At 47.7% G+C, this 24,516-nt stretch carries 15 protein-coding genes and 2 tRNA genes; 4 read left to right on the forward strand and 13 right to left on the reverse strand.

The window, feature by feature from the left end:
* Window positions 1–68: 68 nt before the first annotated feature.
* From B0181_RS03940 to B0181_RS03975, 8 genes are all read right to left on the reverse strand, one after another.
* Window positions 69–1,346: a molybdopterin molybdotransferase MoeA gene (locus B0181_RS03940; protein WP_078276186.1), complete on the reverse strand. Its 1,278-nt coding sequence runs from the start codon at window positions 1,344–1,346 to the stop codon at window positions 69–71.
* A 159-nt stretch (window positions 1,347–1,505) separates the two neighbouring features.
* Window positions 1,506–2,570 (reverse strand): peptidylprolyl isomerase, encoded by a 1,065-nt coding sequence (locus B0181_RS03945; RefSeq protein WP_078276187.1) that lies wholly within the window; start codon window positions 2,568–2,570, stop codon window positions 1,506–1,508.
* A 394-nt stretch (window positions 2,571–2,964) separates the two neighbouring features.
* The gene (gene narI / locus B0181_RS03950) at window positions 2,965–3,681 is read right to left on the reverse strand and encodes a respiratory nitrate reductase subunit gamma (RefSeq protein ID WP_078276188.1); all 717 of its coding nucleotides are present in this window, start codon (window positions 3,679–3,681) and stop codon (window positions 2,965–2,967) included.
* Entirely contained in the window at window positions 3,678–4,490 is an 813-nt protein-coding gene (gene narJ, locus B0181_RS03955; protein WP_078276189.1) for a nitrate reductase molybdenum cofactor assembly chaperone, read from the reverse strand. Before narJ ends, narI begins: the two co-directional genes overlap by 4 nt.
* Window positions 4,491–6,029: a nitrate reductase subunit beta gene (gene narH / locus B0181_RS03960; protein ID WP_078276190.1), complete on the reverse strand. Its 1,539-nt coding sequence runs from the start codon at window positions 6,027–6,029 to the stop codon at window positions 4,491–4,493.
* A 139-nt stretch (window positions 6,030–6,168) separates the two neighbouring features.
* Entirely contained in the window at window positions 6,169–9,924 is a 3,756-nt protein-coding gene (locus B0181_RS03965; protein WP_078276191.1) for a nitrate reductase subunit alpha, read from the reverse strand.
* Between the two features lie 262 nt (window positions 9,925–10,186).
* Window positions 10,187–11,533, reverse strand: a complete 1,347-nt coding sequence (locus B0181_RS03970; protein WP_078276192.1) for a NarK family nitrate/nitrite MFS transporter — start codon at window positions 11,531–11,533, stop codon at window positions 10,187–10,189.
* 266 nt (window positions 11,534–11,799) lie between these two features.
* Window positions 11,800–13,044, reverse strand: coding sequence for an MFS transporter (locus B0181_RS03975; protein WP_078276193.1), 1,245 nt, complete (start codon window positions 13,042–13,044; stop codon window positions 11,800–11,802).
* Window positions 13,045–13,528: 484 nt separating this feature from the next.
* Here B0181_RS03975 and B0181_RS03980 point away from each other — a divergent pair, with 484 nt between their 5' ends.
* Together B0181_RS03980 and narL are read left to right on the forward strand one after the other, a co-directional pair.
* A complete protein-coding gene (locus B0181_RS03980) occupies window positions 13,529–15,664 on the forward strand; it encodes a type IV pili methyl-accepting chemotaxis transducer N-terminal domain-containing protein (protein ID WP_078276194.1) in 2,136 nt (711 codons plus the stop codon).
* Between the two features lie 68 nt (window positions 15,665–15,732).
* Entirely contained in the window at window positions 15,733–16,389 is a 657-nt protein-coding gene (narL, locus tag B0181_RS03985) for a two-component system response regulator NarL (RefSeq protein WP_078276195.1), read from the forward strand.
* A 138-nt stretch (window positions 16,390–16,527) separates the two neighbouring features.
* Here narL and yddG read toward each other — a convergent pair whose 3' ends face one another.
* The 3 genes from yddG to B0181_RS04000 all read right to left on the reverse strand — a co-directional run bounded on the left by yddG (window position 16,528) and on the right by B0181_RS04000 (window position 17,986).
* Window positions 16,528–17,460, reverse strand: coding sequence for an aromatic amino acid DMT transporter YddG (yddG, locus tag B0181_RS03990; RefSeq protein ID WP_078276196.1), 933 nt, complete (start codon window positions 17,458–17,460; stop codon window positions 16,528–16,530).
* A gap of 363 nt (window positions 17,461–17,823) precedes the next feature.
* Window positions 17,824–17,900 (reverse strand) — tRNA-Asp (locus tag B0181_RS03995).
* Window positions 17,901–17,910: 10 nt separating this feature from the next.
* A tRNA-Val gene (locus B0181_RS04000) sits at window positions 17,911–17,986 on the reverse strand.
* A 375-nt stretch (window positions 17,987–18,361) separates the two neighbouring features.
* On the opposite strand from B0181_RS04000, the gene can reads away from it, so the two are divergent.
* Complete coding sequence (gene can / locus B0181_RS04005) at window positions 18,362–18,985, forward strand: carbonate dehydratase (protein ID WP_078276197.1); 624 nt, start codon at window positions 18,362–18,364, stop codon at window positions 18,983–18,985.
* A gap of 118 nt (window positions 18,986–19,103) precedes the next feature.
* Here can and murU read toward each other — a convergent pair whose 3' ends face one another.
* Together murU and B0181_RS04015 are read right to left on the reverse strand one after the other, a co-directional pair.
* Window positions 19,104–19,823, reverse strand: a complete 720-nt coding sequence (murU, locus tag B0181_RS04010; RefSeq protein WP_078276198.1) for an N-acetylmuramate alpha-1-phosphate uridylyltransferase MurU — start codon at window positions 19,821–19,823, stop codon at window positions 19,104–19,106.
* A 205-nt stretch (window positions 19,824–20,028) separates the two neighbouring features.
* Complete coding sequence (locus tag B0181_RS04015; RefSeq protein WP_078276199.1) at window positions 20,029–21,054, reverse strand: aminoglycoside phosphotransferase family protein; 1,026 nt, start codon at window positions 21,052–21,054, stop codon at window positions 20,029–20,031.
* A gap of 438 nt (window positions 21,055–21,492) precedes the next feature.
* On the opposite strand from B0181_RS04015, the gene B0181_RS04020 reads away from it, so the two are divergent.
* Window positions 21,493–24,402 carry an LPS-assembly protein LptD gene (locus B0181_RS04020; RefSeq protein WP_242620174.1) on the forward strand — a complete coding sequence of 970 codons (2,910 nt, stop codon included), beginning with the start codon at window positions 21,493–21,495 and terminating at the stop codon, window positions 24,400–24,402.
* Window positions 24,403–24,516 lie beyond the last annotated feature (114 nt).

Here is a 24,516-nt window from a genome sequence, read left to right on the forward strand (position 1 = left end):
AACCGTCTAATCAAAATACCTATTTAACACGATGGCGCAATTTACCACCGCAAGTTTTACGCCAATCTTTACAATAATCCCCACACAAAAGGCTCAATACTCACCATGTCGCCTTTTTGTAAGTGGCTATCGTCTTTGTCAATGGCGATAAGACAGTTGGCATACGCCAGCTGCTTGATGCGGTGCGAATCTTGTGCGCCCAAAAACGTTACATGAAATTCGCCCTGCTCGTCTTGATGGTACACGCCGCGTGCGTATTCTTTACGCCCTGCTTTTTTACTAAAATCCGCCATCAGCTTGGCTTTTAGCACCAGACGCTTTGGCAAATCATCATCGCTCACTTTCGCCAAACGCCACAGCGCTGGCTTGATAAACTGCAAACAGCCCACCACGCACGACAAAGGATTGCCCGGCAAACCAAAATACAGCACCGTACGCGCGTCATCATACAGCTCACCAAACACAAAAGGCTTGCCCGGCTTCATGGCGACTTTATAATGCGTAATCTTACCCAAAGCGTCAATGGCGTGCGTCAAATAGTCATAATCGCCCACCGACACACCAGCACTAGAAATCAGCACATCGCACTCTTTAACCGCCTGCGCCACCGCATCGCAAGTCGCTTGTAAATCATCAGCGATGATGCCGTAATCTTTGATGACGATGGGCAAATCTTTTAATAGAGTTTTCAGCGTGGGCGTGTTTGAATTATAAATACTGGCAAGATTTGGCAACTCATGACCCAAAGCCACCAGCTCATCACCTGTGGCAATCAGCCCCACCGTCAAAGGCGCGTACACCGCCACTTGCGCCACGCCCAGATTGGCAAGCAAGCTGACATCCGCTGGATTTAGGCGCTTACCTGCCGCCAGCACACGCTCGCCTGCCGCCACTTCTTCGCCTTGTTTGCGAATGTTTGCGCCAATCTCAGCCGCTTTACTTAAGGTGATGGCGTAATTTTGCGATTTATCTACCGTGCTTGCGATGGCTTGCCAGTCGGTGTTTTCTTGCATCACCACACAATCACACGCCGCTGGTACGACCGCGCCTGTAAAAATGCGCACACCCTGCCCACAAGACAGCTCGCCTTCAAAAGGTCTGCCAGCGCAAGACTCGCCTACGATGTCAATCTGATTGCCAGCGGATAACTCACTGCCCACTGCAAAAGCAAAACCGTCCATCGCCGATAAATTCTGGCGTGGAATGTCAAAATCTGCCACGATGTTTTCTGCCAGCACATATCCCACCGCTGACAGCAGCGGCAAATGCTCCACAGGACGTGGCGTGCTGGCGTGCGTGTGCGCCACTTCGTTAATGGCAGCTTGTAATTGTTCTACGCTGATCATGAATTATCCTTGGGTGTTGATGCGTTAGCGAAAAAGCGTTTAGCGAAAAAGCGTTTAGCGAAAAAGCGTTTGATAAAAATGCGTGGCAACTTTAGCTAAAAGCGATGGCGGCTCGTTGCTTGCTTAATTAACTAGCAAATAACAAATCAAGCCGCAAAATCAGCCACGATACACGTTTTCTTGATTGACGTTAATGTCAATGCCTTCAATGTTGGCGGCTTGCTTGAGTGCAAACAAATAATCCACCAGCGCATGATGAAAACTTTGCTGCGCCAAGCGATTTTGAATCATTGGCAAGGCTTCGTCAAGCTCAAGCTGCTTGCCGTCCACACGGCTTAGTACCTGCACGATATGCACGCCAAAACGTGTCTCAATAGGACTTGGCGCAACGCCAGCAGGCAGCGCAAAGACCGCCTTTTCAAATTCAGGTACGGTCGCGCCTTTTTGTAGAATGCCCAGCTCGCCGCCATCGGTTTTTGATGGGCAAGCCGAATGCTGCATGGCAAGCGTGATGAATTCTGCGTCTGGATTTGGGCTGTTTGTGATTTTTTCAATCATTTCATAGGCTTGTTTTTTAAGCTCAATGCGCTCTTCGCCTTCTTCTGGCGGACTTGCCAGCAAAATATGGCGCATATTCATCACAGGTGGCGCGCTAAATTCTTGCGGATTTGCGTTGTAATACTGCTCGCACGCTGCCAAATCTGGCGTATTTGGCACGACATTTTTCGCCAGCAAATCAGCAATCGCCTGCTCTTCGTCCGCCTGCCAAGCCGTTTCGCCAAGCGTCTCATCAGCGCACACCGCCTGCTTTAAAAGCTCTTTAATAACAAGCGCTTGCGCTGATAAAAACAAGGCTTCGTCTTGGCTTGCCGCTGGGTGGTATTGCACTTCTTCGCCGATGGCTTTTTCGCTGATTTCCACGCCATTGACACGAATGGTCGGCACGCTTTGGCGAGAGCTGGCGATTAGGTTTTTGTGGTTGGATTTTTCTTCAGATAAAGCACGCTCAATCAGCTTAGCGTCCGATGACAGACGCTTTAAGTCGTCCGATGTTGGCATGACACGAATGCCGTCATCATCAGCAGGATTATAAGCGTGAACGTGGCCATGCTCGCCGCCACAGCCGCACGAACCACCGCCACAGCCTTCGTGGCTTTGCTCAACTTGTGGCTCGTTATTTTGTGAAATTTGGTCGGTGTTTGGGTGATACGTTGCCACACTCATAGCATTCTCTCTTTGTCTATTGACGGTATTTTTGGGTTTTTGGTGTGTTTTTGGGTTTGGCTTTTGAATTATCAACGAATTTATAAAAGCATTTTAACCAGCAAACAAACCTAAAATAAGCGTATTATTTCTGATATTTTGCCCACTTAAAATACCCCTTAGGGGTTAGGCTTTTTAATAAACTTTGGCAAGTGTGTTCATAAATGCGCTAAAACACTTGCCCAATTCACCGCACCGCATTTTGACAAGTATTTTTGCGACAGTTTCGCACGCATTTTACACATAAAAAAACCACAGACACTAGGGCAAATGTCTGTGGCAAAAACGATCAATCGTTTTTAAAAGCAATTTTCACACCAAGCTCACCAGATTAAACTTAGTGATGAATCTTTGCTTATTGTGAAGTTTTTTGGCGGACGATTTGATAATTACGACCCAAATACCAAATTGGCGCAGAAATGATGTGAATCAAACGCGTAAATGGGAAAATCAAAATCAAAGTCGTACCAAGAATGATGTGCAGCTGATACACCAAGCTGATACCATCCATATTTGGCAATGCGCCCATTGGATTAAAGATGGTGATGTTTTGCGCCCAGTTTGACAAAGCCACCATCACCGAGCCGTCCAAATGGTGCGTAGACGCCACGATGGTAGACAGACCCAAATTCAGCTGGATAAATAGCAATACCAACACCAATTTATCACTAAACGATGAAGTGTGGCTCACGCGCGGATCGGTAAAACGACGCCACAAAAGCATGGCAAGACCAATCCAGCAAATCACGCCCATCACGCCGCCAGCACCCATCGCCAAAAGCTGCTTATGCTCAGCTGAGATGAAATGCTCGTACACGGCGTGCGGAGTGAGCATACCCACAAAATGACCACCCAAAATGCCCAAAATGCCCAAATGAAACATATTGCTGGCGATGCGCATACCTTTATCAGACAGCATTTGGCTTGAGCCTGTCTTCCAAGTGTACTGCGACAAATCAAATCTTGCCCAAGTGCCAATCACCGCCACCGCAAGGGCAATGTACGGATATACGCCAAAAAAGAAAATTTGCAACCAATTAAGATTGTCAATGCTACCCGTTGCTAAAGTCATAATAACGCTCCTTCTGTACTCGCCCGTTTTGCTTTAAAATCCACCCAATGCACAGGTGCTGCTGCGTCATTTTGGGCTTGTCTTGCCAGCGTTTCGGCAATGTGCTGATTGGTTTGATTGCTTGGACAGCGCTCTTCTTGCTTGGCAGACATGAAATCCACCACCTCTTCTTCCCATTCTTTGTCAATGGCTTCAAAGGTTGTGTCGTCTACCACAGGGTTTTTGCCCATTTTGGCAAGCTCATCATCAATCACGCTCAAAGATTGCCCTGCCACTTGCAATAACGCCTTGAAAAGACACGCATAATCGCTGTCTTTATCCACAAGTCTTGCGCCTAGTAAAGCCACGATGTGCGACACGTCCGCCAAATCCATACGAATACTCATGGTGTCGTCTGTTTGTGTGGCTTGATATGCCAAAAATTCCAAATACATCGGCAAATAATCAGGCAATTCTTTGACATTGATGGCAAAGCCAGCTTCTTCATACTGCGCCATCAAATCCACCATCGCCTGCCCACGATCACGGCTTTCACCGTGAACGTGCTCAAACAGCCACAGCGACAACGTACGACCACGCTCAAACAAGCCATCATAACGTGTCTGCGCGTCAATCGCGCCCATGTTTGATAAATTATCAATAAAATCAGCGATTTGCGCTCTGATTTGTGGGCTAATCAATACCGAATTTTTGACAACCTCTTTACACGCTGTCAGCGTATCGTCCGCAAACAGCGCATCATCAGGATAATCCATGAGCAGGCTTACGACCTTGAGCAGCTTAAAATCTGCGCCAGTAACCGTAGTCATTTACGCCTCCCAAGTCTGCACGGTGTCAATCATCTCACGGCGATTGGCTTTGCGCTGACCAAACATATTCACATCGTTATTGCCAGAGCAGCCATTGCCAAAGCTAAAGCCGCAGCCGTTCTTATCAGCAAAGGCATCAGACAAGGCTTCTTCACGGTGCGCCGTTGGAATCACAAAACGGTCTTCGTAGTTGGCAATCGCCAAGTAGCGGTACATCTCTTCTACTTGCGATTTTGTCAAGCCTACTTCGTCCAGCACCGCTTGCACTTCTTGTTTTTCCACCAGTTGCAAACGCTTATAAGAACGCATAGCAAGCAGACGTTTTAGCGCAAGTTTGACAGGCGCTTCATCGCCAGCGGTCAGCATATTTGCCAAGTATTTGACAGGAATGCGCAGGCTGTCCACATCAGGAATCAGACCGTCCATACCCACTTTACCAGCTTCGGCGGCGTTTTGGATTGGTGATAGTGGCGGTACATACCACACCATCGGCAAGGTGCGATATTCTGGGTGTAATGGCAAAGCAAGTTGCCAATCCATCGCCAGCTTATACACAGGTGATTTTTGTGCCGCTTCAATCACGCTCATCGGTACGCCATCTTTTAGGGCTTGTTCGATGATTTTTGGATCGTTTGGATCTAGGAATACGTCAAGCTGTGCTTTGTACAAATCTTTTTCATTTGGTGTGCTGGCAGCTTCTTTGATTTTGTCGGCATCATACAAAAGCACGCCAAGATAGCGAATGCGCCCTACACAGGTCTCAGAACAGATGGTCGGCTGACCGCTTTCAATGCGCGGATAGCAGAAAATACATTTTTCTGATTTGCCAGATTTCCAGTTGTAGTAGATTTTCTTGTATGGACAACCAGAAATACACATACGCCAGCCGCGGCATTTTTCTTGGTCAATCAGTACGATACCGTCTTCTTCACGCTTATAAATCGCACCAGATGGGCAAGACGCCACGCACGTTGGGTTTAGGCAATGCTCGCACAGGCGTGGCAAATACATCATAAAGGTGTTTTCGTATTCGCCATAAATGTCGGCTTGTACTTGGTCAAAGTTCTTATCCGCACGGCGTTTGGCGAATTCAGAACCCAAAATCTCTTCCCAGTTTGGCCCCCACTCGATTTTTTGCATACGCTTGCCAGTAATCAGCGAGCGTGGGCGTGCAATCGGTTGATGATCGCCAAGCGGTGCGGTGTGCAAATGCTGATAATCAAAATCAAACGGCTCATAATAATCATCAAGCGTTGGCAAATCTGGGTTGGCAAAGATATTGGCAAGCACACGGAATTTGCCGCCAATGCGTGGATTGATTGAGCCGTTGGCATTACGAATCCAGCCGCCTTTCCATTTTTCTTGGTTTTCCCACTCTTTTGGATAGCCGATGCCGGGCTTGGATTCTACGTTGTTAAACCACGCATATTCCATGCCTTCACGGCTTGTCCATACATTTTTACAAGTAACCGAGCAAGTGTGGCAACCGATACATTTGTCTAGGTTTAGCACCATGCCAACTTGTGAACGAATTTTCATAGGATTTCTCCTTGCGCCTAGTTTGTGCGTGTGTTTTATTATCAAGCACAAACGTTGGTCAGTTTAAAGTCTTGGTGAAGTTCTTATCACCCAAAGCGCCATCATTGATCACGCTTTGGGTTTGGCTGTAAATCGCCAATCAGTCCAGCGTGGTTGGCAATGGCTGCGGCAAGCTATCATCAGGCTTACCTTCCAGCCAGTCAATGTTTGCCATCTTACGCACCACCACAAATTCATCGCGGTTACAGCCGACTGTGCCATAGTAGTTAAAGCCGTACGCCTGCTGTGCATAGCCGCCAATCATGTGCGTTGGTTTTAAGATGGCGCGCGTTACTGAGTTGTGGATACCACCGCGTGTGCCTGAGTTTTCAGAACCGGGGATATTCACCAGTTTTTCTTGGGCGTGATACATCATCGTCATGCCTTCTTTGACACGCTGTGAGACCACTGCACGCGCGGTGATTGCGCCGTTGTGGTTGAATACTTCAATCCAGTCGTTGTCTTCAATGCCTGCTTTTTTAGCATCCACTTCACTCATCCAGATGATTGGGCCGCCGCGCGACAAGGTCAGCATGAGCAAGTTTTCAGAATAAGTACTGTGAATGCCCCATTTTTGGTGCGGCGTTAGGAAGTTCAGTACGATTTCTTTATTGCCATTGTCCTTGTAGCGTTTTAGCGCTTCGGTGGTGCGTGTGTCAATCGGCGGACGATACTGCTGCATTTGCTCGCCAAACGCCTGCATCCAAGGGTGATCTTGGTAGAACTGCTGACGGCCTGTGATGGTACGCCAAGGAATCAGCTCATGAACGTTGGTGTAGCCTGCGTTGTAGCTGACTTTCTCGCTTTCAAGACCAGACCAAGTCGGACTTGAGATGATTTTTCGCGGCTGCGCTACGATGTCACGGAAGCGGATTTTTTCATGCTCGCTTGACTTGGCAAGGTGCGTATGATCACGCCCTGTGGTCTTAGACAAATCTGCCCACGCTTTCACCGCCACATGACCGTTGGTCTCTGGTGCAAGCATCAGCACCGCTTCGGCAGCGTCAATCGCACTGTTAATGCGCGGACGGCCTTTGGCTACGGTGTCTTCGTCCACCGTATAAGACAGCTCGCCAAGCAGCTTCACTTCTTCTTTGGTGTCCCAAGTAATGCCTTTTGAGCCGTTGCCCAGCTTGTCCATCAGCACGCCAAGCGATGTAAACTTAGCATAAGTAGATGGATAATCACGCTCTACCACCTTAATATGCGGGCAGTTTTTACCCGGTACTGGGCGCACGCCTTCGGTTTTCCAGTCTGTGCCGCCAAATGGCTGCGCCAGCTCGCCTTCTGAGTCGTGCTGCATTGGCAAAGTTACCACGTCCGTTTCCACACCCAAATGCCCTTCTGACAGCTCAGAGAATTTTTTGGCAATCAGCTTATAAATTTCCCAGTCGGTTTTTGACTCCCACGCAGGGTCGGTTGCCGCTGTCAATGGGTGAATGAATGGGTGCATATCAGACGTGTTCAAATCGTCTTTTTCATACCAAGTGGCGGTCGGCAAGACGATGTCTGAATACAAGCAAGTGCTTGACATACGAAAATCTAGGGTCGTTACCAAATCCAGCTTGCCAGTCGGTGCGTTTTCCACCCAATCCACTTCGTTTGGACGAATGCCGTCATGCACAGTCTCTTCGCCCAGCACACCATCTTTTGTGCCAAGCAAATAACGCAGCATATATTCATGACCCTTGCCCGATGAACCCAGCAAGTTTGAACGCCAGATGAACATATTGCGTGGGAAGTTGGCAGGATTGTCAGGACTTTCAGCGGCAAAACGAATGCTGCCATCTGCCAAGCCATCTACCACATACGTTTCAATGTCTTTGCCAGATTCTTTTGCCAAACGACCCAATTCTAGCGGGTTCATGTTCAGCTGTGGCGCAGATGGCAGCCAGCCAGCACGCTCAGCACGCACGTTATAATCAAGCATATGCTCTGGGAAATTGGCTTTGTTGGCGTGCGGCGATAGAATTTCATGCGCAGAAACTTTCTCATGACGCCACTGCGAGCTGTGGTTATAGAAGAAACTCGTGCCGTTCATGTGGCGTGGCGGTCTGTGCCAATCCAGCGCAAAGGCAAGCGGCGCCCAGCCCGTTTGCGGACGCAATTTTTCTTGACCCACATAGTGCGCCCAGCCGCCACCTGTCTGACCGATACAGCCACACAGCATCAGCATATTGATGACGCCACGGTAGTTCATGTCCATGTGGTACCAGTGGTTCATACCAGCACCGATAATCACCATAGATTTACCGCGTGTTTTATCTGCGTTTTCGGCAAATTCACGCGCGATTTGAATCACTTTTTCACGGCTGACGCCAGTGATTTTTTCTTGCCACGCTGGTGTGCCTGCCACGCTTGCGTCATTATAATCGTCTGTCACGTTTGCGCCGCCCAGACCGTTATCCACACCTAGGTTGGCAAGCATTAGGTCAAATACCGTTACCACTTGTGCGCTTGTGCCGTCTGCCAGCTGCAAAGTGGCGCAAGGTACGGTTTTTTGCTGAATGGCGTCGCCTTCGGCAGCGGTGAAATACGGGTGTTCATCGCCACCAAAATAATCCATGCCGATGGTTACGCTTTCGTTAGAACCTTTTAAAGACAGCACCAAATCCACTTCTGAATTGTTTGTACCTTCTTTGTTTTCCAAGTTCCAGCGGCCGCTTTCACCCCAACGATAGCCAATCGCACCATAAGGCGATACCAGCTCACCGTTTGAATTGATGGCGATGGTTTTCCATTCTGGGTTGTTGTCTTGACCCAAATTACCCACCAAATCAGACGCACGCAAGAAACGACCCGCGCGCTTGCCCTTCTCGTCCTTTTCTATCATGACAAGCATTGGCAAGTCGGTGTAACGTTTGGCATAATCGGTGAAATAAGCGCTTGGGTTTTTTAGGTAAAATTCCTTGATAATCACATGACAAAACGCCTGCGCCAAAGCTGCGTCTGTGCCTTGTTTTGGGTTTAGCCACAGGTCGCACAGCTTGGCAATCTCGGCATAGTCAGGCGTGATGGCAACGGTTTTTGTGCCTTTGTAGCGCACTTCGGTGAAAAAGTGAGCGTCTGGCGTACGCGTTTGCGGAACGTTTGAACCCCATGCGATGATGTAGTCAGAGTTGTACCAGTCGGCTGCTTCTGGTACGTCTGTTTGCTCGCCCCAAATCATTGGAGATGCTGGCGGCAAGTCGCAATACCAATCATAAAACGACAGACACACACCGCCAATAAGCGACAAATAACGGCTACCAGCGGCATAGCTGATCATACTCATCGCAGGAATTGGCGAAAAGCCGATGATACGGTCAGGGCCGAAAGTTTTGGCGGTGTAGATGTTGGCGGCGGCGATGATTTCTACCACTTCATTCCAGCTTGAGCGCACAAAGCCACCCATACCGCGCTTAGATTTGTACTGCTCGGTTTTGCTTGGGTCGGTAACGATACTCTCCCAAGCATCAATCGGGTTTTTGTGCTTGGCTTTGGCTTCACGCCACAGTTTTAGCAAAGGCTTACGCACTTTTGGGTATTTGACACGGTTTGCCGAGTACATATACCAGCTATAAGACGCACCGCGTGGGCAGCCGCGTGGTTCGTGGTTTGGCAAATCTGGGCGTGTGCGTGGGTAGTCAGTTTGCTGCGTTTCCCACGTTACCAAGCCGTTTTTGACGTAAATTTTCCACGAGCAAGAACCTGTACAGTTCACGCCATGCGTAGAACGTACGATTTTGTCGTATTGCCAGCGATTGCGGTACATATTTTCCCAATCGCGGTTTTCGTCACGAACTTCGCCATGTCCATCAGCGTATTCGCCCGTCTTTTTCTTAAAAAATCTAAATTGGTCAAGTAGATGGCTCATGGCTATCTCCGATTTTGGTGAATTAAAATCGCCACAAAAAGGGCAATTTACCGATTACACACCATTCTACGGATTTTGCTAAGATTTAGTATTAAATTAAGGTATAAAGCGATACTACTTTTGGGGTAAGTGAGTGAGAATAAGAATTGTTTTTGATGTAAATTAAAGATTGAAAAATTTGAATGTCTATAAAAAAAGACACCCGAAAGTGCCTTTTTATCATTTATGCAATTCTGTCAAACTTAACCGAGTTTAGCCAAATTTAACAAGGAAACTCAGCACTTTTACGGCTGTAATACCACCAAGTAATCACAAGGCACAGCACATAAAACGCAAGCAAAATCACAAAGGTGTTATTCGCACCAAACCAGCCGAACATCTTAGGAATGAAAAATCCGCCATACGCAGCAAAGGCTGACGTAAAGCCCACCACCGCGGCTGATTCTTTGCGTGCAACGTTCACCAAATCTGGCGAATTTTTGCGCTCATGAAAGGTGCGGAAAATCACAGGAATCATGCGAAACGTTGAGCCATTGCCAATGCCTGTGGTGATAAATAGCACCATAAAGCAAGCAAAATAGCCGATGAAATTACCGCCCACGCCATCTTTTGGCAAGAACATCATCACGCCTGCCACCGCAATGCCCATGATGATAAAATTCCAAAAGGTTACGGTTGCGCCGCTTAATTTATCACCCAGCCAGCCGCCCACAGGACGGAACAAAGCGCCCACCAATGGCCCTAAAAACGCCACTTTCAAAGGATCAATTTCAGGAAAAGACTGTTTAATCAGCATAGGAAATGCCGCACTAAAACCGATGAACGAACCGAACGTTCCTAAATACAGCACGCACATAATCCAGTTATGACTGCGCGCAAAAATCACCGACTGCTCTTTAAAAGACGCTTTTGCTGACGTCAAATCATTCATCAAAAACCACGCCAGCACCGACACAATCACGATGAACGGCACCCACACAAAGCCTGCGTTTTGTAAATACAGCACTTCGCCCGTATCAAGCGCCGTCCCTGCGCCAATCACGCCAATGCCAATCACCGCAGGCACGACAAACTGCATGGTAGACACGCCTAGATTGCCCAAGCCTGCGTTTAGGCCCAAAGCCGTGCCTTGTTTGGATTTAGGATAAAAAAACGAGATGTTTGACATGCTTGATGAAAAATTACCACCGCCAAAACCGCACAGCAGCGCAATCACCACAAATACCCAAAATGGCGTGCTGGTGTCTTGGAGTGCAAAACCCATCCACACGGTAGGAATCAGCAAACTTGCCGTAGAAATCGCCGTCCAGCGTCTGCCGCCAAACACAGGCACAACAAACGAATAAAAAATCCGAAACGTCGCCCCAGACAGCGCAGGCAAAGCCGTCAGCCAAAACAGCTCATCTTTGGTGAACGTAAAACCAGCGTCTGGCATACGCACGACCACCACCGACCAAATCACCCACACCGCAAAGGCAAGCAGCAAGGCAGGAATGGACACCCACAAGTTACGGCTGGCGGTTTGCTTGCCGCCATTTTCCCAAAACGCTTCGTCTTCTGGTCGCCAGTCGTGAATGACCGTGCCGCCTTTTAATGATTGCTTATTCATAGCACCCTCAATAAACCGATGGATTTTGTGTCATTCTAAGCACTTTGGGCAAATTTTTCGCCTATCCTGATGAATGATAAAGCCTATAAAAATGCTACTTTGGGAGTATGTTTGCTATCCAAACATAGATTTTAGCCGTCAATTTGCCCATCAAAACGCTTTACTGTTTTCTTGCCAAATTTCACTAAGTCAATTAAACCAATCAAGCCAATGCGTAAAAAAAATCGGACGCTTTATCGCCCGATTTTTATCAATAAACCACAACATCACGACTTGCGGACGTGTCCTGCTTCCATTCTTGGCTTGACTTCCGACAGATAAATCCACACCAGACTCACCCACACCACGCCAAACATAATCATAAAGGCAGACGAGCGCACGCCTGTGATGTCCACCGCCGCACCAAACATGATTGGCAAAATAAAGCCGCCCAAGCCGCCTGCCAAACCAACCACGCCAGACACCGCGCCCATGTTTTCCTTGTATTCGTCAGACAAATATTTAAAAACAGACGCTTTACCAATGGCAAAGGCAATGCCCAAAAGGAAAATCAGCACCGTAAATACAGTAGAATTTAGCCCAATGTGAAACGCCTTTTCGCCATCAACGGTCTGCACCACAAGGCTGGTTTGCGGATAAGACAGCACAAACAGCAGCAAAAATGACGACCACAGCACCCACCATGTTACCGTGTGCGCCGAATATTTGTCCGACAGCCAGCCGCCCAGCGCACGCAGCACGCCACCCGGCAAACTAAAACACGCCGCCAAAAACGCTGCTGATTGTAGTGTAAAGCCGTATTCATTGACGTAATATTTCGTCATCCACAGTGCCAACGCCACATAGCCGCCAAACACGATGGAATAATACTGACTGTAACGCCACACGTTTTTGTCTTTTAGCACGGCAAGCTGACTGGCGAAGCTGGCATTAGAAGCCGAGCGATGTGCCTTGTTATCAAAACTTAAAAACCAAAAGCCGATTGCGGTGATGAGCATGATGCCTGCATACACTTTTGGCAAAAACTGCCAGCCGCCAATGGCGATGATGCTTGGGCCGACCATCTTGGTAAGTGCTGAGCCTGCGTTGCCCGCGCCAAACACCCCCATGGCAAAGCCTTGGCGGTTTTGGTCAAACCACTTGGCAACATAAGCAATACCCACCGAAAACGAGCCACCCGCCAGACCAGCAAACAAGCCCAAAATCAAAAATTGCCAGTAGGCATTGGCATAACTCATCAAAAAAATCGGTACGACAGTCGTCGTCATCAAGGTGAAAAACACCAAACGACCGCCGTATTTATCCGTCAAAATCCCCAATGGCAAACGCACCAAAGACCCCGTCAATACAGGCGTGGCGGCAAGCAAACCAAACTGCGTTTCAGACAGATTGAGTGCCTGCTGAATGGGAATGCCCAGCACTGCAAACATCATCCAAATCATAAAACACACGGTAAAAGCCACCGTTGATGATGTCAGCACCAAATTTTGTTTTAAGGTGTCGCTTGCCATAAAGACTCCGATGATTAAACACTAAACCAAACAACAATCACACCGCCAGCTGTCATCTGGGCGCACAGTTTGCCAATCAGCCAAACACAATCCAGTCATCAAACTACAAAGAAAAAATACATTTAAAAGGCGCTCAATCCGTTATGATGGTCATGCCAAATGCGCTTATTCCGACTGGTCAATTAACTCACCCTTTGGCGGATTGCACAGGCGGTTTTTGCGCCGTTTTGTGCCATTGGTGTAAATTTGCCGTTTTCTTAGTCATTCATTATAGAGCGTTTTTGAGAAAAAATGCTTAAATATCATCAGCTTTGTTATAAACACACTCCCTACTTGGCTTGCTGCTACCCCTTTAGTAGTATGGCAAAAATCCAGTAAATCTCTTATAAAATACTATAATTTTCAATCAGTTATTACACATTTATTGCTTAATTGCTGTTTTATTTATCTAAAAAATTCGCCCATCAACTTTTTGGGAGTAGTCATGCCCCTAAAACGTCTTATTTTATGGATTAACCCTGCAAAAATCGGGCATTCACTGCCTGTGCGTGCATGGTGGGCGATTACGCTGATTTTGCTGGTGGTGCTGGGCGGTTTTAGTTATAACTTTTACCTAGTCAAATCCAGCGAAAACGACGCCAACGCCATCAATAAAGCAGGCTCGGTGCGCATGGCAACTTACCGAATCAATCACGAACTGGCGCTGCGCCGCATTGATGCGCTTACGCACGCACCGCTTGATACGCACAGCGCACGCATTGATGGGTTGATTGACGATATGCAGCTGCGCCTGCATGATTTGGCGGTGTATCAGACACAATTTGGCAATCGCAATGACAGCATTAACGCCGCCTTACAAAAGATTGACGACCATTGGCAACAGCACCTACTACCTGCACTGCAAAAGCGCAACGAAACCGCCTTTTATCAGCATTCCATCAGCTTTTTAACAGACGTGGATCACTTGGTAACTGCCATTCAAGTGCGCAATGAACTTAGGCAAACTCATCAGCAGTTTGCGCAGATTTTATCGTTTGTGCTTTTGACTTTGGTGATGTGCGTAGGTATGTGGGAGCTTAATCGCAATGCGCTCATTCCGCTCAAAAATCTCACCAGTGCCGCGCGCAAATTTAAAAAGAGTGAATTGTCTGGCGTGCATACCGAAGGCGACATCAAAGGCTATCGTGAGCTGAACGATTTGTCCGAAGCCTTTTTTGCCATGCTTACCACCATCAAAAACCATCAGCAAACCCTAGAAAACGAAGTTAAGCAAAAAACGCTGTATCTTACCAAGCACAATCAAGCCTTGTATGCGCTGTATGATTTTGCCAAAACCGTTGCCACCACGCGCCATCTGAACGCCAAAGACTTGCACGAACTGATTCAAGATTTTGCAAAAATTTTGCCAAATACGCAGATTTCCTTGTGCATTCGTGGGCAAGATGACAGCGATGGCATGATTTTATCGTTGTCCGAGCGTGAACATCATGGTTTTTGTGCGGCGGCGGATTGTGAATTTTGCGAGCTAAAATCCGACCAAAAAACACGCATTATTCCCATCAAAACCACCGACACCAACTGGGGCGAGCTTTTGGTGCGCTCATCAGCAAATCATAAAAACCACACAAATAAGCCTACCGACAGCATTTCTGATGGCAGCGAGCGCATTGCCGTGCTAAATCTTAATAACTTTGGCAAACCAAGCGCAGACAGCAGCGCCCTTTCTGAGCAAGATTTGCTGGCAGCACTTGCCAACTTAGTGGCACTGTCTTTTGTCTCAAGTCAGCAGCAAAAACAAGCCGAAGAGCTGATTTTGTCAGAAGAGCGCAACACTTTTGCGCGTGAACTGCACGATTCGCTGGCGCAAACTTTATCGTATCTAAAAGTGCAAGCCGCCATGCTAAAAACCTTAGGCGAGCAAGAAAAAACCGTGCTGCACGATGAAAAACACCTACAAAATGCCGAGCTGCTTTATAAAATCCAAAACAAACAAGACAAAGTGCGCAGCGATTTGAACACAGGCGTTACGCACGCCTACACGCAGCTTCGAGAGCTGTTAAATACGTTTCGCTTGAAAGTAGATGGTGGCGATTTTAACAACGCCATGACACTGACGATGGAAGAATTTAGCCAAAAAGGCGGTTTTGACGTGGCGTTTGATAATCAAGTTTTGACGCTGAATTTATCCGCCGCCGAGCAGGTAAACTTACTGCAAATCACGCGCGAAGCCTTATCAAACGTCCATAAACACGCCCACGCAAGCTGTGTGAATGTCGTACTCTACCAAGATAGCACCAGCTATGAAGTGGTGCTAAAAATCACAGACGATGGCATCGGCATTCACCAAAATGACAAAAACAAAGCTGAGTATTACGGACTAAGCACCATGGTGGAGCGCGCGCTGCAGCTTGGTGGCACGCTTAGCACTGAGCCTGCCGCACCAAAAGGCACAGAAGTACTGCTGAAATTCGTGCCGCAGTTTTTCTTAAAACAGCTCAAAAGCCCACGCCCAAAGGCTGCGCTGACGCAGTGGAGCGCTGAGCAATCCGCCCAAGCCACGCAAAATCTGGCGCACGAACTGGATAAAGAATTTGGGCAAACGCCCAGCCAAGAGCCGTAATCTGCATTTGGCAAGCCGATTTTAAACATTAAAACACCACTTAAAAAGAACACGATTTGGAATTTATCATGAGTCAAAAAGTTTTTACCGCCACCAATCCTGCCCGTTTATTACTGGTTGATGACCACCCAATGCTGCGGCACGGCATGGCGGATTTGTTATCGCTAGAAATGGATATTGAAGTGGCTGGCGAGGCTGGCAACGGCAAAGAAGCCTTAGTATTTCTTGAGACGCAAGAAGTGGATTTGATTGTGCTGGATCATAACATGCCTGTGATGAACGGCATAGAAACGCTTAAGAAAATCCGTGAGCTTGGCATTGGTGGTAAGGTGCTGCTGTTTACGGTATCGGACAATCTAAAAGACGTGCAAGAAGCCTTGGAGCTTGGCGTGGACGGTTATCTACTAAAAGACATGGAGCCTGAAGAAATCATCGCCAACATTCGCCGCATTTTGCGTGGCGAGCTGATGATCAGCCCTGCGCTTGCACCGATTTTGGCTCAAGCCATGCGTAAGCCCACCCAAAACGAAGCACAGCTGGATCTGACCGACCGTGAATTGCAAGTGCTGCGCATGATTGCTGAAGGCATGAGCAATAAGATGATTGGCAACAAACTTGGCATTGCCGAATCCACTGTTAAAGTACACGTCAAGCACATCTTAGGCAAGATTGGTCTGCGCACACGTGTGGAAGCTGCGGTGTGGGCGGTGAATAATTTGCGCTAAAATTTGACGGCTGTGCAAAGGTTGGCAAGTTTTGCAGATTTTACAGGCTTTATGAATTTTGCGGACCTTGCCAAACTTAGTAGCACCAAATTCAAGCGATTTATAGCGGTGCGATGGTATCGTATTATTATAGTATCGTTATGCCGTCTTGCGCTCTTTGGTTGCTACATAGCAAATCAGCGAACCTGCCGACACCAAAACCACACCCAGCCAAAACTCAGCCGTCAAACTTGCCGATAACAGCAGTGCCGCAATCAGCGATGACAGCACAGGCGTAAAATACGAAGCCACCACCGTCGCCGCCGCATTGCCGTGCAAAATGCCATAATTCCACACGCCATAGCCAAGCCCAATCGCCAAGCCTGCCGCCAACAGATGGCCGATTGCCGTCCATAATAAGCCTGATGATTGCAGCTTAGCAAAACTTGCCAGCAAGCCGCCATCAGCGCTCGCCCCAAACGCATACAACAACCAAAGCGTGAATGCCGTTGCCACAAAATACAGCGCGATCAAATTTTGCCCCACGCCCATCACGCGCACCACCGCACAATACACCGCCCAAATGATTGCGCCGATAAACGCCAGCGCATAACTGAGCGGATTTTGCGCGGCATTGGCAAGCAAACTTGACAGCGACAAGCCGCCGCCTTGTACATACATCACGCCATAAATGCACACACCAAGCCCAATCAGCACGCCCATACTAAATTTCAGCTCACGGCACAACACCAGCGCCACGATGGTAAAGCACGGCCACAGATAATTAAGCAAACTCACTTCAATCGCCTGCTCGGCACTTTGGGCGTGCGCCACCGCAAGCGAAAAGCACAGCTCATACGCCACAAACAACAGCGTAGAAATCAGCAAAAACCGCTTGGATACCTTAGCAAGACTTGGCACACGAAACATCGCCAAAAGCAGCAGCGCACTCACGCTATACACCAAAGCCACACCAAGAGTCGCCCCAAACAGCGATGACACCTTGGCAAGCAGCCCCACCATCGACCCCCACAGCGCCACCGCAGACATACCAATGAGCGTGGCTTTTGGGTCGGTTTTGGCGGTGTTCATAAGCAGTCCTTTGTGAGTTTTGGGTTTTTAAATTTGGGGTTTGTGAATTTAGGATTTGTGAATTTGCGCTTGCGGTTTTGCTTTGCGATTTGAATTTGTAAATTTGGTAAATTGGCTCGGATTTTTGAGCGTTTGGCGCATCACTTGGCAAGCATTTAGATTGTCAAATCATAGCTTGCCAAAGTTTTAGATTGTCAAGTTTTTCAAATATTAAAACGCTGGCAAATGTGATGCTTGGCGTAGTGATTTGCGGTCAATAAGAACTTATCCGCCAAGCATACCACAAATTTTAGGCAGAAAAAAACCCCAAGACAGGGGAGACTTGGGGTGAAAGTGATAACTTTAAAAGTTACACTAAAAAAATGGCGCAGCGGACGGGACTCGAACCCGCGACCCCCGGCGTGACAGGCCGGTATTCTAACCAACTGAACTACCGCTGCAATTAAGAATTGGTGGGTGGTAACGGATTCGAACCGCTGACCCTCTGCTTGTAAGGCAGACGCTCTACCAACTGAGCTAACCACCCAACTCTTAAAGCGATGAGACGACTAAAAAACCAGTTTTCTCATCAGACGTTGCCGTCTTTGTGGTGCGTATTATAGCGATTTTTTACACGCTGTCAAATAATTTTTGATAAAATTTTTAAAAAAGTATTTAAATCATTGATTTTATTATTTATTTTATGATTTAAATTTTGGTTTTGCTGCTCGCTTTATCGCCGCCCTTTCAAACCAGCCAAACACTCACCAAACCACCCAACAATCAACCCAAAATTTCACCAAAACCAGCTAAAAACCCATCAATTACCCCTTTTGGCTAAGCGCATTGGCTATTTTTAGTATTTTAAAAGCGTCCATTTGTGTTATCGTTGCCACATCTACCATTTTTATGACTATTATTTATGCTGACAAAATTACTAGAAAGCAATCGTTTTTGGGCGCAAAGCCTATCCGCCAGAGACCCTGAGTATTTTCCACGCCTTGCCAGCCAGCAATCGCCCAAATATTTTTGGATTGGCTGCTCGGACAGCCGCGTGCCTGCCAATGAAGTCGTGGGCATGATGCCCGGTGAGCTGTTCGTGCATCGCAACGTCGCCAACATGGTGGTGGCAACCGACATGAACCTACTTTCCGCCTTACAATACGCGGTGGATATGCTCAAAGTAGAGCACATCATCGTCTGCGGACATTATGGCTGCGGCGGCGTGAAAGCGGCGCTTGGGCATGAAGAATACGGCTTAATTGACAACTGGTTGCGCTCGCTCAAGGGCTTATACTACCAAAATCAAGACAGCTTTCAAAACTTAACGCCAGAACAAGAAACCGACCTTTTGTGCGAATTGAACGTCAAACGCCAAGTAACCAACGTCTGCCACACCACCATCGTGCAAAACGCTTGGCACCGTGGCGCAAAACTTGCCGTACATGGCTGGATTTATAATCTAAAAAACGGGCTGATTCACGATTTAAAAACCGACATTCACAGCCCAGAACAGCTCAAAGATGCGTTTGTCTATTCTCACTAATTGACCTGATTTTAAAGTAATTTTATTTTAAAAGTTACAAAAAACACCGCTTGTAAAATCACGAGCGGTGTTTTTATGATTTGGATAATTTAAGAAAGTTTGGCGAATTTAAGCAAAGTTATCCACGCTTATCGGCAAGGGATTTGGCATAATTATCCACCCACGCCAGCCGCTCAAGCGTGCCGACATCCACCCACAAATCGCTCATCAGCTCGCCCGCCACACGTCCGTCCGCCATTGCTGCCTTTAAAAATGGCGCAAGCGGCGCAATCTTGCCTGCCGCCACGTCCGCCACAATCTTTGGATTTAGCACACTAATGCCTGCAAAAGTGTGGTGATTTTCCGTAGATTGACTGTCATCTTTTTCACTCACACGCCCAGCCGTAAGATGAAAATCGCCTGCCAAATTATGCTCAGGATTTTTCGTCAGCACCAAATGCGCCAAATTATCGCCCAGTGTCAGGTGCGCAAGCCTGCCAAAATCGTACTCACTCCACACATCGCCATTCACCAAAATAAATGGCGCATCAGCAAGCAAACCCTGCGCCAGCGCATGACGAATACCGCCAGCGGTTTCTAGTGGCTCAGGCAGCACGCTTTCATCAGAAATGCGCAAATTCACGCCAAAATCCTGCGCCGCCAATGCGTCAATCAGCACTTTACCTAAATAACCAGCATTGATGGTGATGTCGGTAATGCCAGCGGCTTTTAGGCGCTCAATGTGCCAAAAAATCAAAGGCTTATCCGCCACAGGAACGAGCGGCTTTGGCGTGGTTAGGGTCAAAGGACGCATTCTTGTGCCTTTGCCTGCCGCCAAAATCATGGCTTGAGTAATCATAAATTTATAAAGTTTTATTAAAATAATTTAAAAAATAACTAAGCAGTTTTGAAATTCACCGCCAATTTTATTGCCAAATTTTCATCGCCACACGGTGTTTTGCAACTTTTGACCTAGACTTGTTAAGGTTTTCAAATTTTCACAAAACACCGCTCTGCCAAGTTTGAGCAAGCAATTTTGGGCAAACCGTTTTAGCCAAACAGCTTTAGGCAAATTTTTGCTGATACGCTGGCAAAACGCTCGCCTGCAGCCACGCCAAAAACTGCGCACACACCTGATCGCCTTGCTCGCCAAGCCACTCAAGCTCCGCCAGCAAATCACGCATGACTTTTGGAATGTCTGCCAAATAGCGGTCTTTGCCATCACGCTGCGACAGACGAATAAAAATACCCAGCACTTTTAGATGACGCTGCACGCCCATCACGTTCACCATGGCGGTAAAAGTGTGCAAATCCGCTTCAGGCTGAATCAGCGCGTGGAATTTGGCGATTTTATCCGCCACCCAGCTTTCATCAAAATCCACATAAGCATCACGCACCAAACTCACCAAATCGTAAGTATTTGCACCAATCACTGCGTCTTGAAAGTCAATCACGCCCAGCGCATCGCTGCCTTTATCTTGCATCAAATTGCGGCTGTGATAATCACGATGCACCACCACTTTTGGCTGCGCTTGCACCGCTTTGACAATGTACGCCTTAAAATTCTGCCACAGCGCACTGCCTTTGTCATCAAGCGCTACGCCAATGTATGGCAAAAACCACTCAGCGAACAAATCCATCTCTTGCGCCAGTTTTTCATCGCTATAAGCTGGCAAATTCACGTCCGTGCGAATGCGCTGCAAATCCGCCAGCGTCTGCAATGCCTTGGCATACTGCGCTTCACGCACGCTCGCATCGCCTGTGATGGTGTCGGCAAATTCTGTCGTGCCAAAATCCTGCAGCAGCAAAAATCCACGCGCCACATCTCTTGCGATGATGTCAGGCACGTTCACCGTCTCGCTAAAAATGTCCGCCACGTTCAAAAACTCAACCACGCTTTCTTTTTCTGGCGGTGCGTCCATCAAAAGATACGTCATGCGCTCGGTCTGTTCATCGCCTTTGACATCAAAATAAATGCGGTGATAGCGGCGAAAACTTGCGTCCCCTGCCAGACTTTGCACTTCAAAACCTGCGCTCAAATGCGCATTCAAAAACGCCATCATTTCATCGTGGCGACTGACCTGACTCATAAAATTCCCCAACTGGATAAATCCAGCAACTTATTGATACTATTAAATTTAATCTAAATTTTTATGATTGGTTTTGCTAAGTTTGTCACAAATATTCATGCCAAATTTACCAATGACGCACGGTGATAAAACTTAGCCTACGCACTTAGCAGTACGCATCGCCAACCAAATGCGCCTAGTTTAACGGATTTTCCCCATTTTCACCAGTTGAAAATCACACCAAGGCATTAAAAATCGCCAATTTTGACAAAATACCCACAAACGCCAAGCAAAATGCCGATTTTGGCAAAAATTTGATGAAAATTTGCCGAAAAATCCCACAAATAAATCGCCAAATTGGTGTACAATAGGCATATTTACCTTTAAATTTCCCAAGTCAAACTTGGCAACAACCACATTCAATAACCTACAATTATTCGCAATTTGGAAGGCTCGGCTGTGAAATCATCAAAACCAACTCCCACTCACAAACAACGCGCACAATACCGCCTAATGCTTAGCGTTCGCACCGCGCTTTTTGGGGCAAGTCTTTTGCCAGCGGTGAGCGTGGCGCAAGTTTTGGCACAGACGGCAGCCATCACTGAAAATCAGCCAGCACAAAATACCGCAAGCGAAACTGTACAAACCGTGCAAACTGGCGCGGCTTTAAACGATGATTTAGCAAGCGAACCGACAAGCGAACTGGCGAATGACGGCTTAGCAAACGATTTGACAGGCGATTTAACAGACGAACCATCAGACGATAAATCATCACCCATCTTTCAAGGCAGTGATGATGATTTGGCAGATGTGGCAGATGTGGCAAATTCAGCCGAAACAAATCCAGATGTGGCAAGTTTTGACACAGACGATTTCACGCACAATTTAGCCGTGCAAAATTCAGCCTTGCAAAACGAAATCAGCGCACCAAATTCACTGGCAGATGACTTAACCGAAACGCAGCAGTCAAGCGAACCAGCAGCCGAAGCAGCCAGCAGCCAAATCAACAATGCTGAGCGCAGTTTGCAAAAACTTTCTGAATACTACCAAGCCAAAGGCAACATGGACGCGCGCTGTCATGGCGTGTGGGTTTTGCCAAACCAAAAGCACGGCTTACTTGCCGATAACAACGCCCAGCCAGCAGGCGCATACTACGCCCAAGCCGATTACGGCTACTGGAATGACGATGATTATGCTGAACTGACGGGTAACGTCATTTTAGAGCAAGACGGCCGTCAAGTGATGGCTCAAAAAGTGATTTTCAATCCAAAAACAGGTGAAGCCACAGCGTCAGGGCAAGTGCTGTTCAGCGATGCCAACGCTGACGGTACGTCCATTGGCGCAGGTATGTTTGGCGTGGCACAAACTGTGGAATACCAAGCGGACGGCAAAACCGCAGGCGCAAGCGACGTCGCCTTTGCCAGCACCACAATGGGTGCGCACGGTCATGCCCAGCAAATGACGAAAATTGACGATGCGCATTATCAATTACAAGGCGTGATGTTCTCCACCTGCCCGCCCACCGAGCGCAAATGGCATTTGGACGCCCAAAGCATTGACATTAACAGCGACACAGGGCGCGGCATTGCCAAAAACAGCACACTAAAAATTGGCGATGTGCCTGTGTTTTATTTGCCGTATTTTAATTTTCCGATTGATGAGCGCCGCGCGAGTGGTTTTTTGTTGCCAAGCGCAGGTTTTGGCTCGTCTGACGGCTTTAAAGTCAGCGCACCTTATTATCTAAACCTTGCGCCAAATTATGACGCCACCTTGACACCGACCGCCTTCACCAATCGCAATCCCATGCTGTCGGCAGAATTTCGCTATCTCACTGAGCAATTTGGCGCAGGTAAAATTGACGCAGCCTATTTGCCAAGCGACAGAAAATATCACGGCGAAGACCGCAGCCACTTATTTTACGACCATTATTGGCAATCTAAAGCCATTGACAACTTATCCGCCTACGCCAATTATCGCTATGTGTCGGACAACCGTTATTTGAGCGATTTTGACACGCTTGGTCTAGATAATAACCCACTCAACCTACCGCGCCGCATTGGTCTTGGCTATTATAACGACTATCTGACGGCAGATTTGCGTGCAGAAACTTTCCAAACCCTAGACGGCACAAACAGCGATGGCAGCAGCATTCTTGACAAAGACAAGCCGTATTCTCGCCTGCCGCAACTTGCCGTGTCGTACGTTTTGCCAAAATTTTATGCCGATGACAACGAAAAGCTGGCAGGACTTGAGATTTCTGGCGTGCATAACAGCGGCTACTTTAAAAAATCCATCAAAGACGGCTCAGAAACCGAAAAAAGCGGCGCGCGTATGTACAACCAAATTTCAGCAAGCTATCCTTTGCTAAAATCTTGGGGTTATTTCACGCCAAAGCTCAGTCTTGCCCAGCTGTACGCTTCTTATGATGAAGACAGCCTAGCCGACCAAAATCTAAGCAAAGAAGACGGCTCGTACTCGGTATTTGCGCCACAAGTTAGCCTAGATGCTGGCGTGTTTTTTGAAAAATCAGGCTCGCCATTTGGCTGGTTTGACGGCAAATGGGGCGGCCATCAAGTCGTCAGCCCACGCCTAAAATACAACTACACGCCTTATAAAGACCAAAGCAATATCCCAAATTTTGAGACGTCCATTGCGTCTTTGAGCTACGATCAGCTGCTGTCGGATTCTTGGTTCTTGGGCTATGACCGCATTGCCGACTTACACGCCATCACGCCTGCCATCAATTATCGCTACATTGACAAAAACGGCATCACTCGCTTTGATGGTGGCGTTGCCGAGCAGATTTACTTAGACGATGTGCGTGTGGGCATTGATAATGACCGCAATTTCACTGGCTCAAGCTCAGGCTTGGCGTGGCAAATGAGCGCCCAGCCTTATGATCGCTTATGGGTGGACGCAGCAGGCGCATTTACTAAGGATTACGACATCAATAACGTTGTGGCGCAGGTGCGTTTTTCACCGACCGAAAATAGCCTGTTCAACTTTGGCGTGGTGGAGCGCAAAGAAAACCGCAACTTTGGGCAACGCGCGCTGTCGGCTTATACCGCTTCGGCAATTTTCCCCATCAATAACCGCTGGCGTGTGCTAAGCCAAGCGCAATACGACTATAAAAATAGCCGTTTTATGGAAACTTTGCTTGGGTTAAATTATGAAGATTGCTGCTATGGCTTGTCGGTGTACGCACGCCGCTACCGCAACGATCTTAATCCAGATGCAGGCGCAGACACCGCAGTGATGGCGGAAATTCGCCTAAATGGCATTACCAGCGGTGGACGATTAAGCCGCCTGCTCAGCGATAAAGTGCAAGGCTTTGATAATGTGCAACACGCTTGGCAGCAGGCTTATTGATTTAAGCGATTAGATGGGCTGGATTTAAAAATTCGTTCTAAACGTTGGATTACTGACGCTAACCCAACTTACAAATTGGTTGTGTAGATATGAATGTAGATACCATCCCCACCC

This window comes from Moraxella caviae (assembly GCF_002014985.1).
GTDB lineage: Bacteria > Pseudomonadota > Gammaproteobacteria > Pseudomonadales > Moraxellaceae > Moraxella > Moraxella caviae.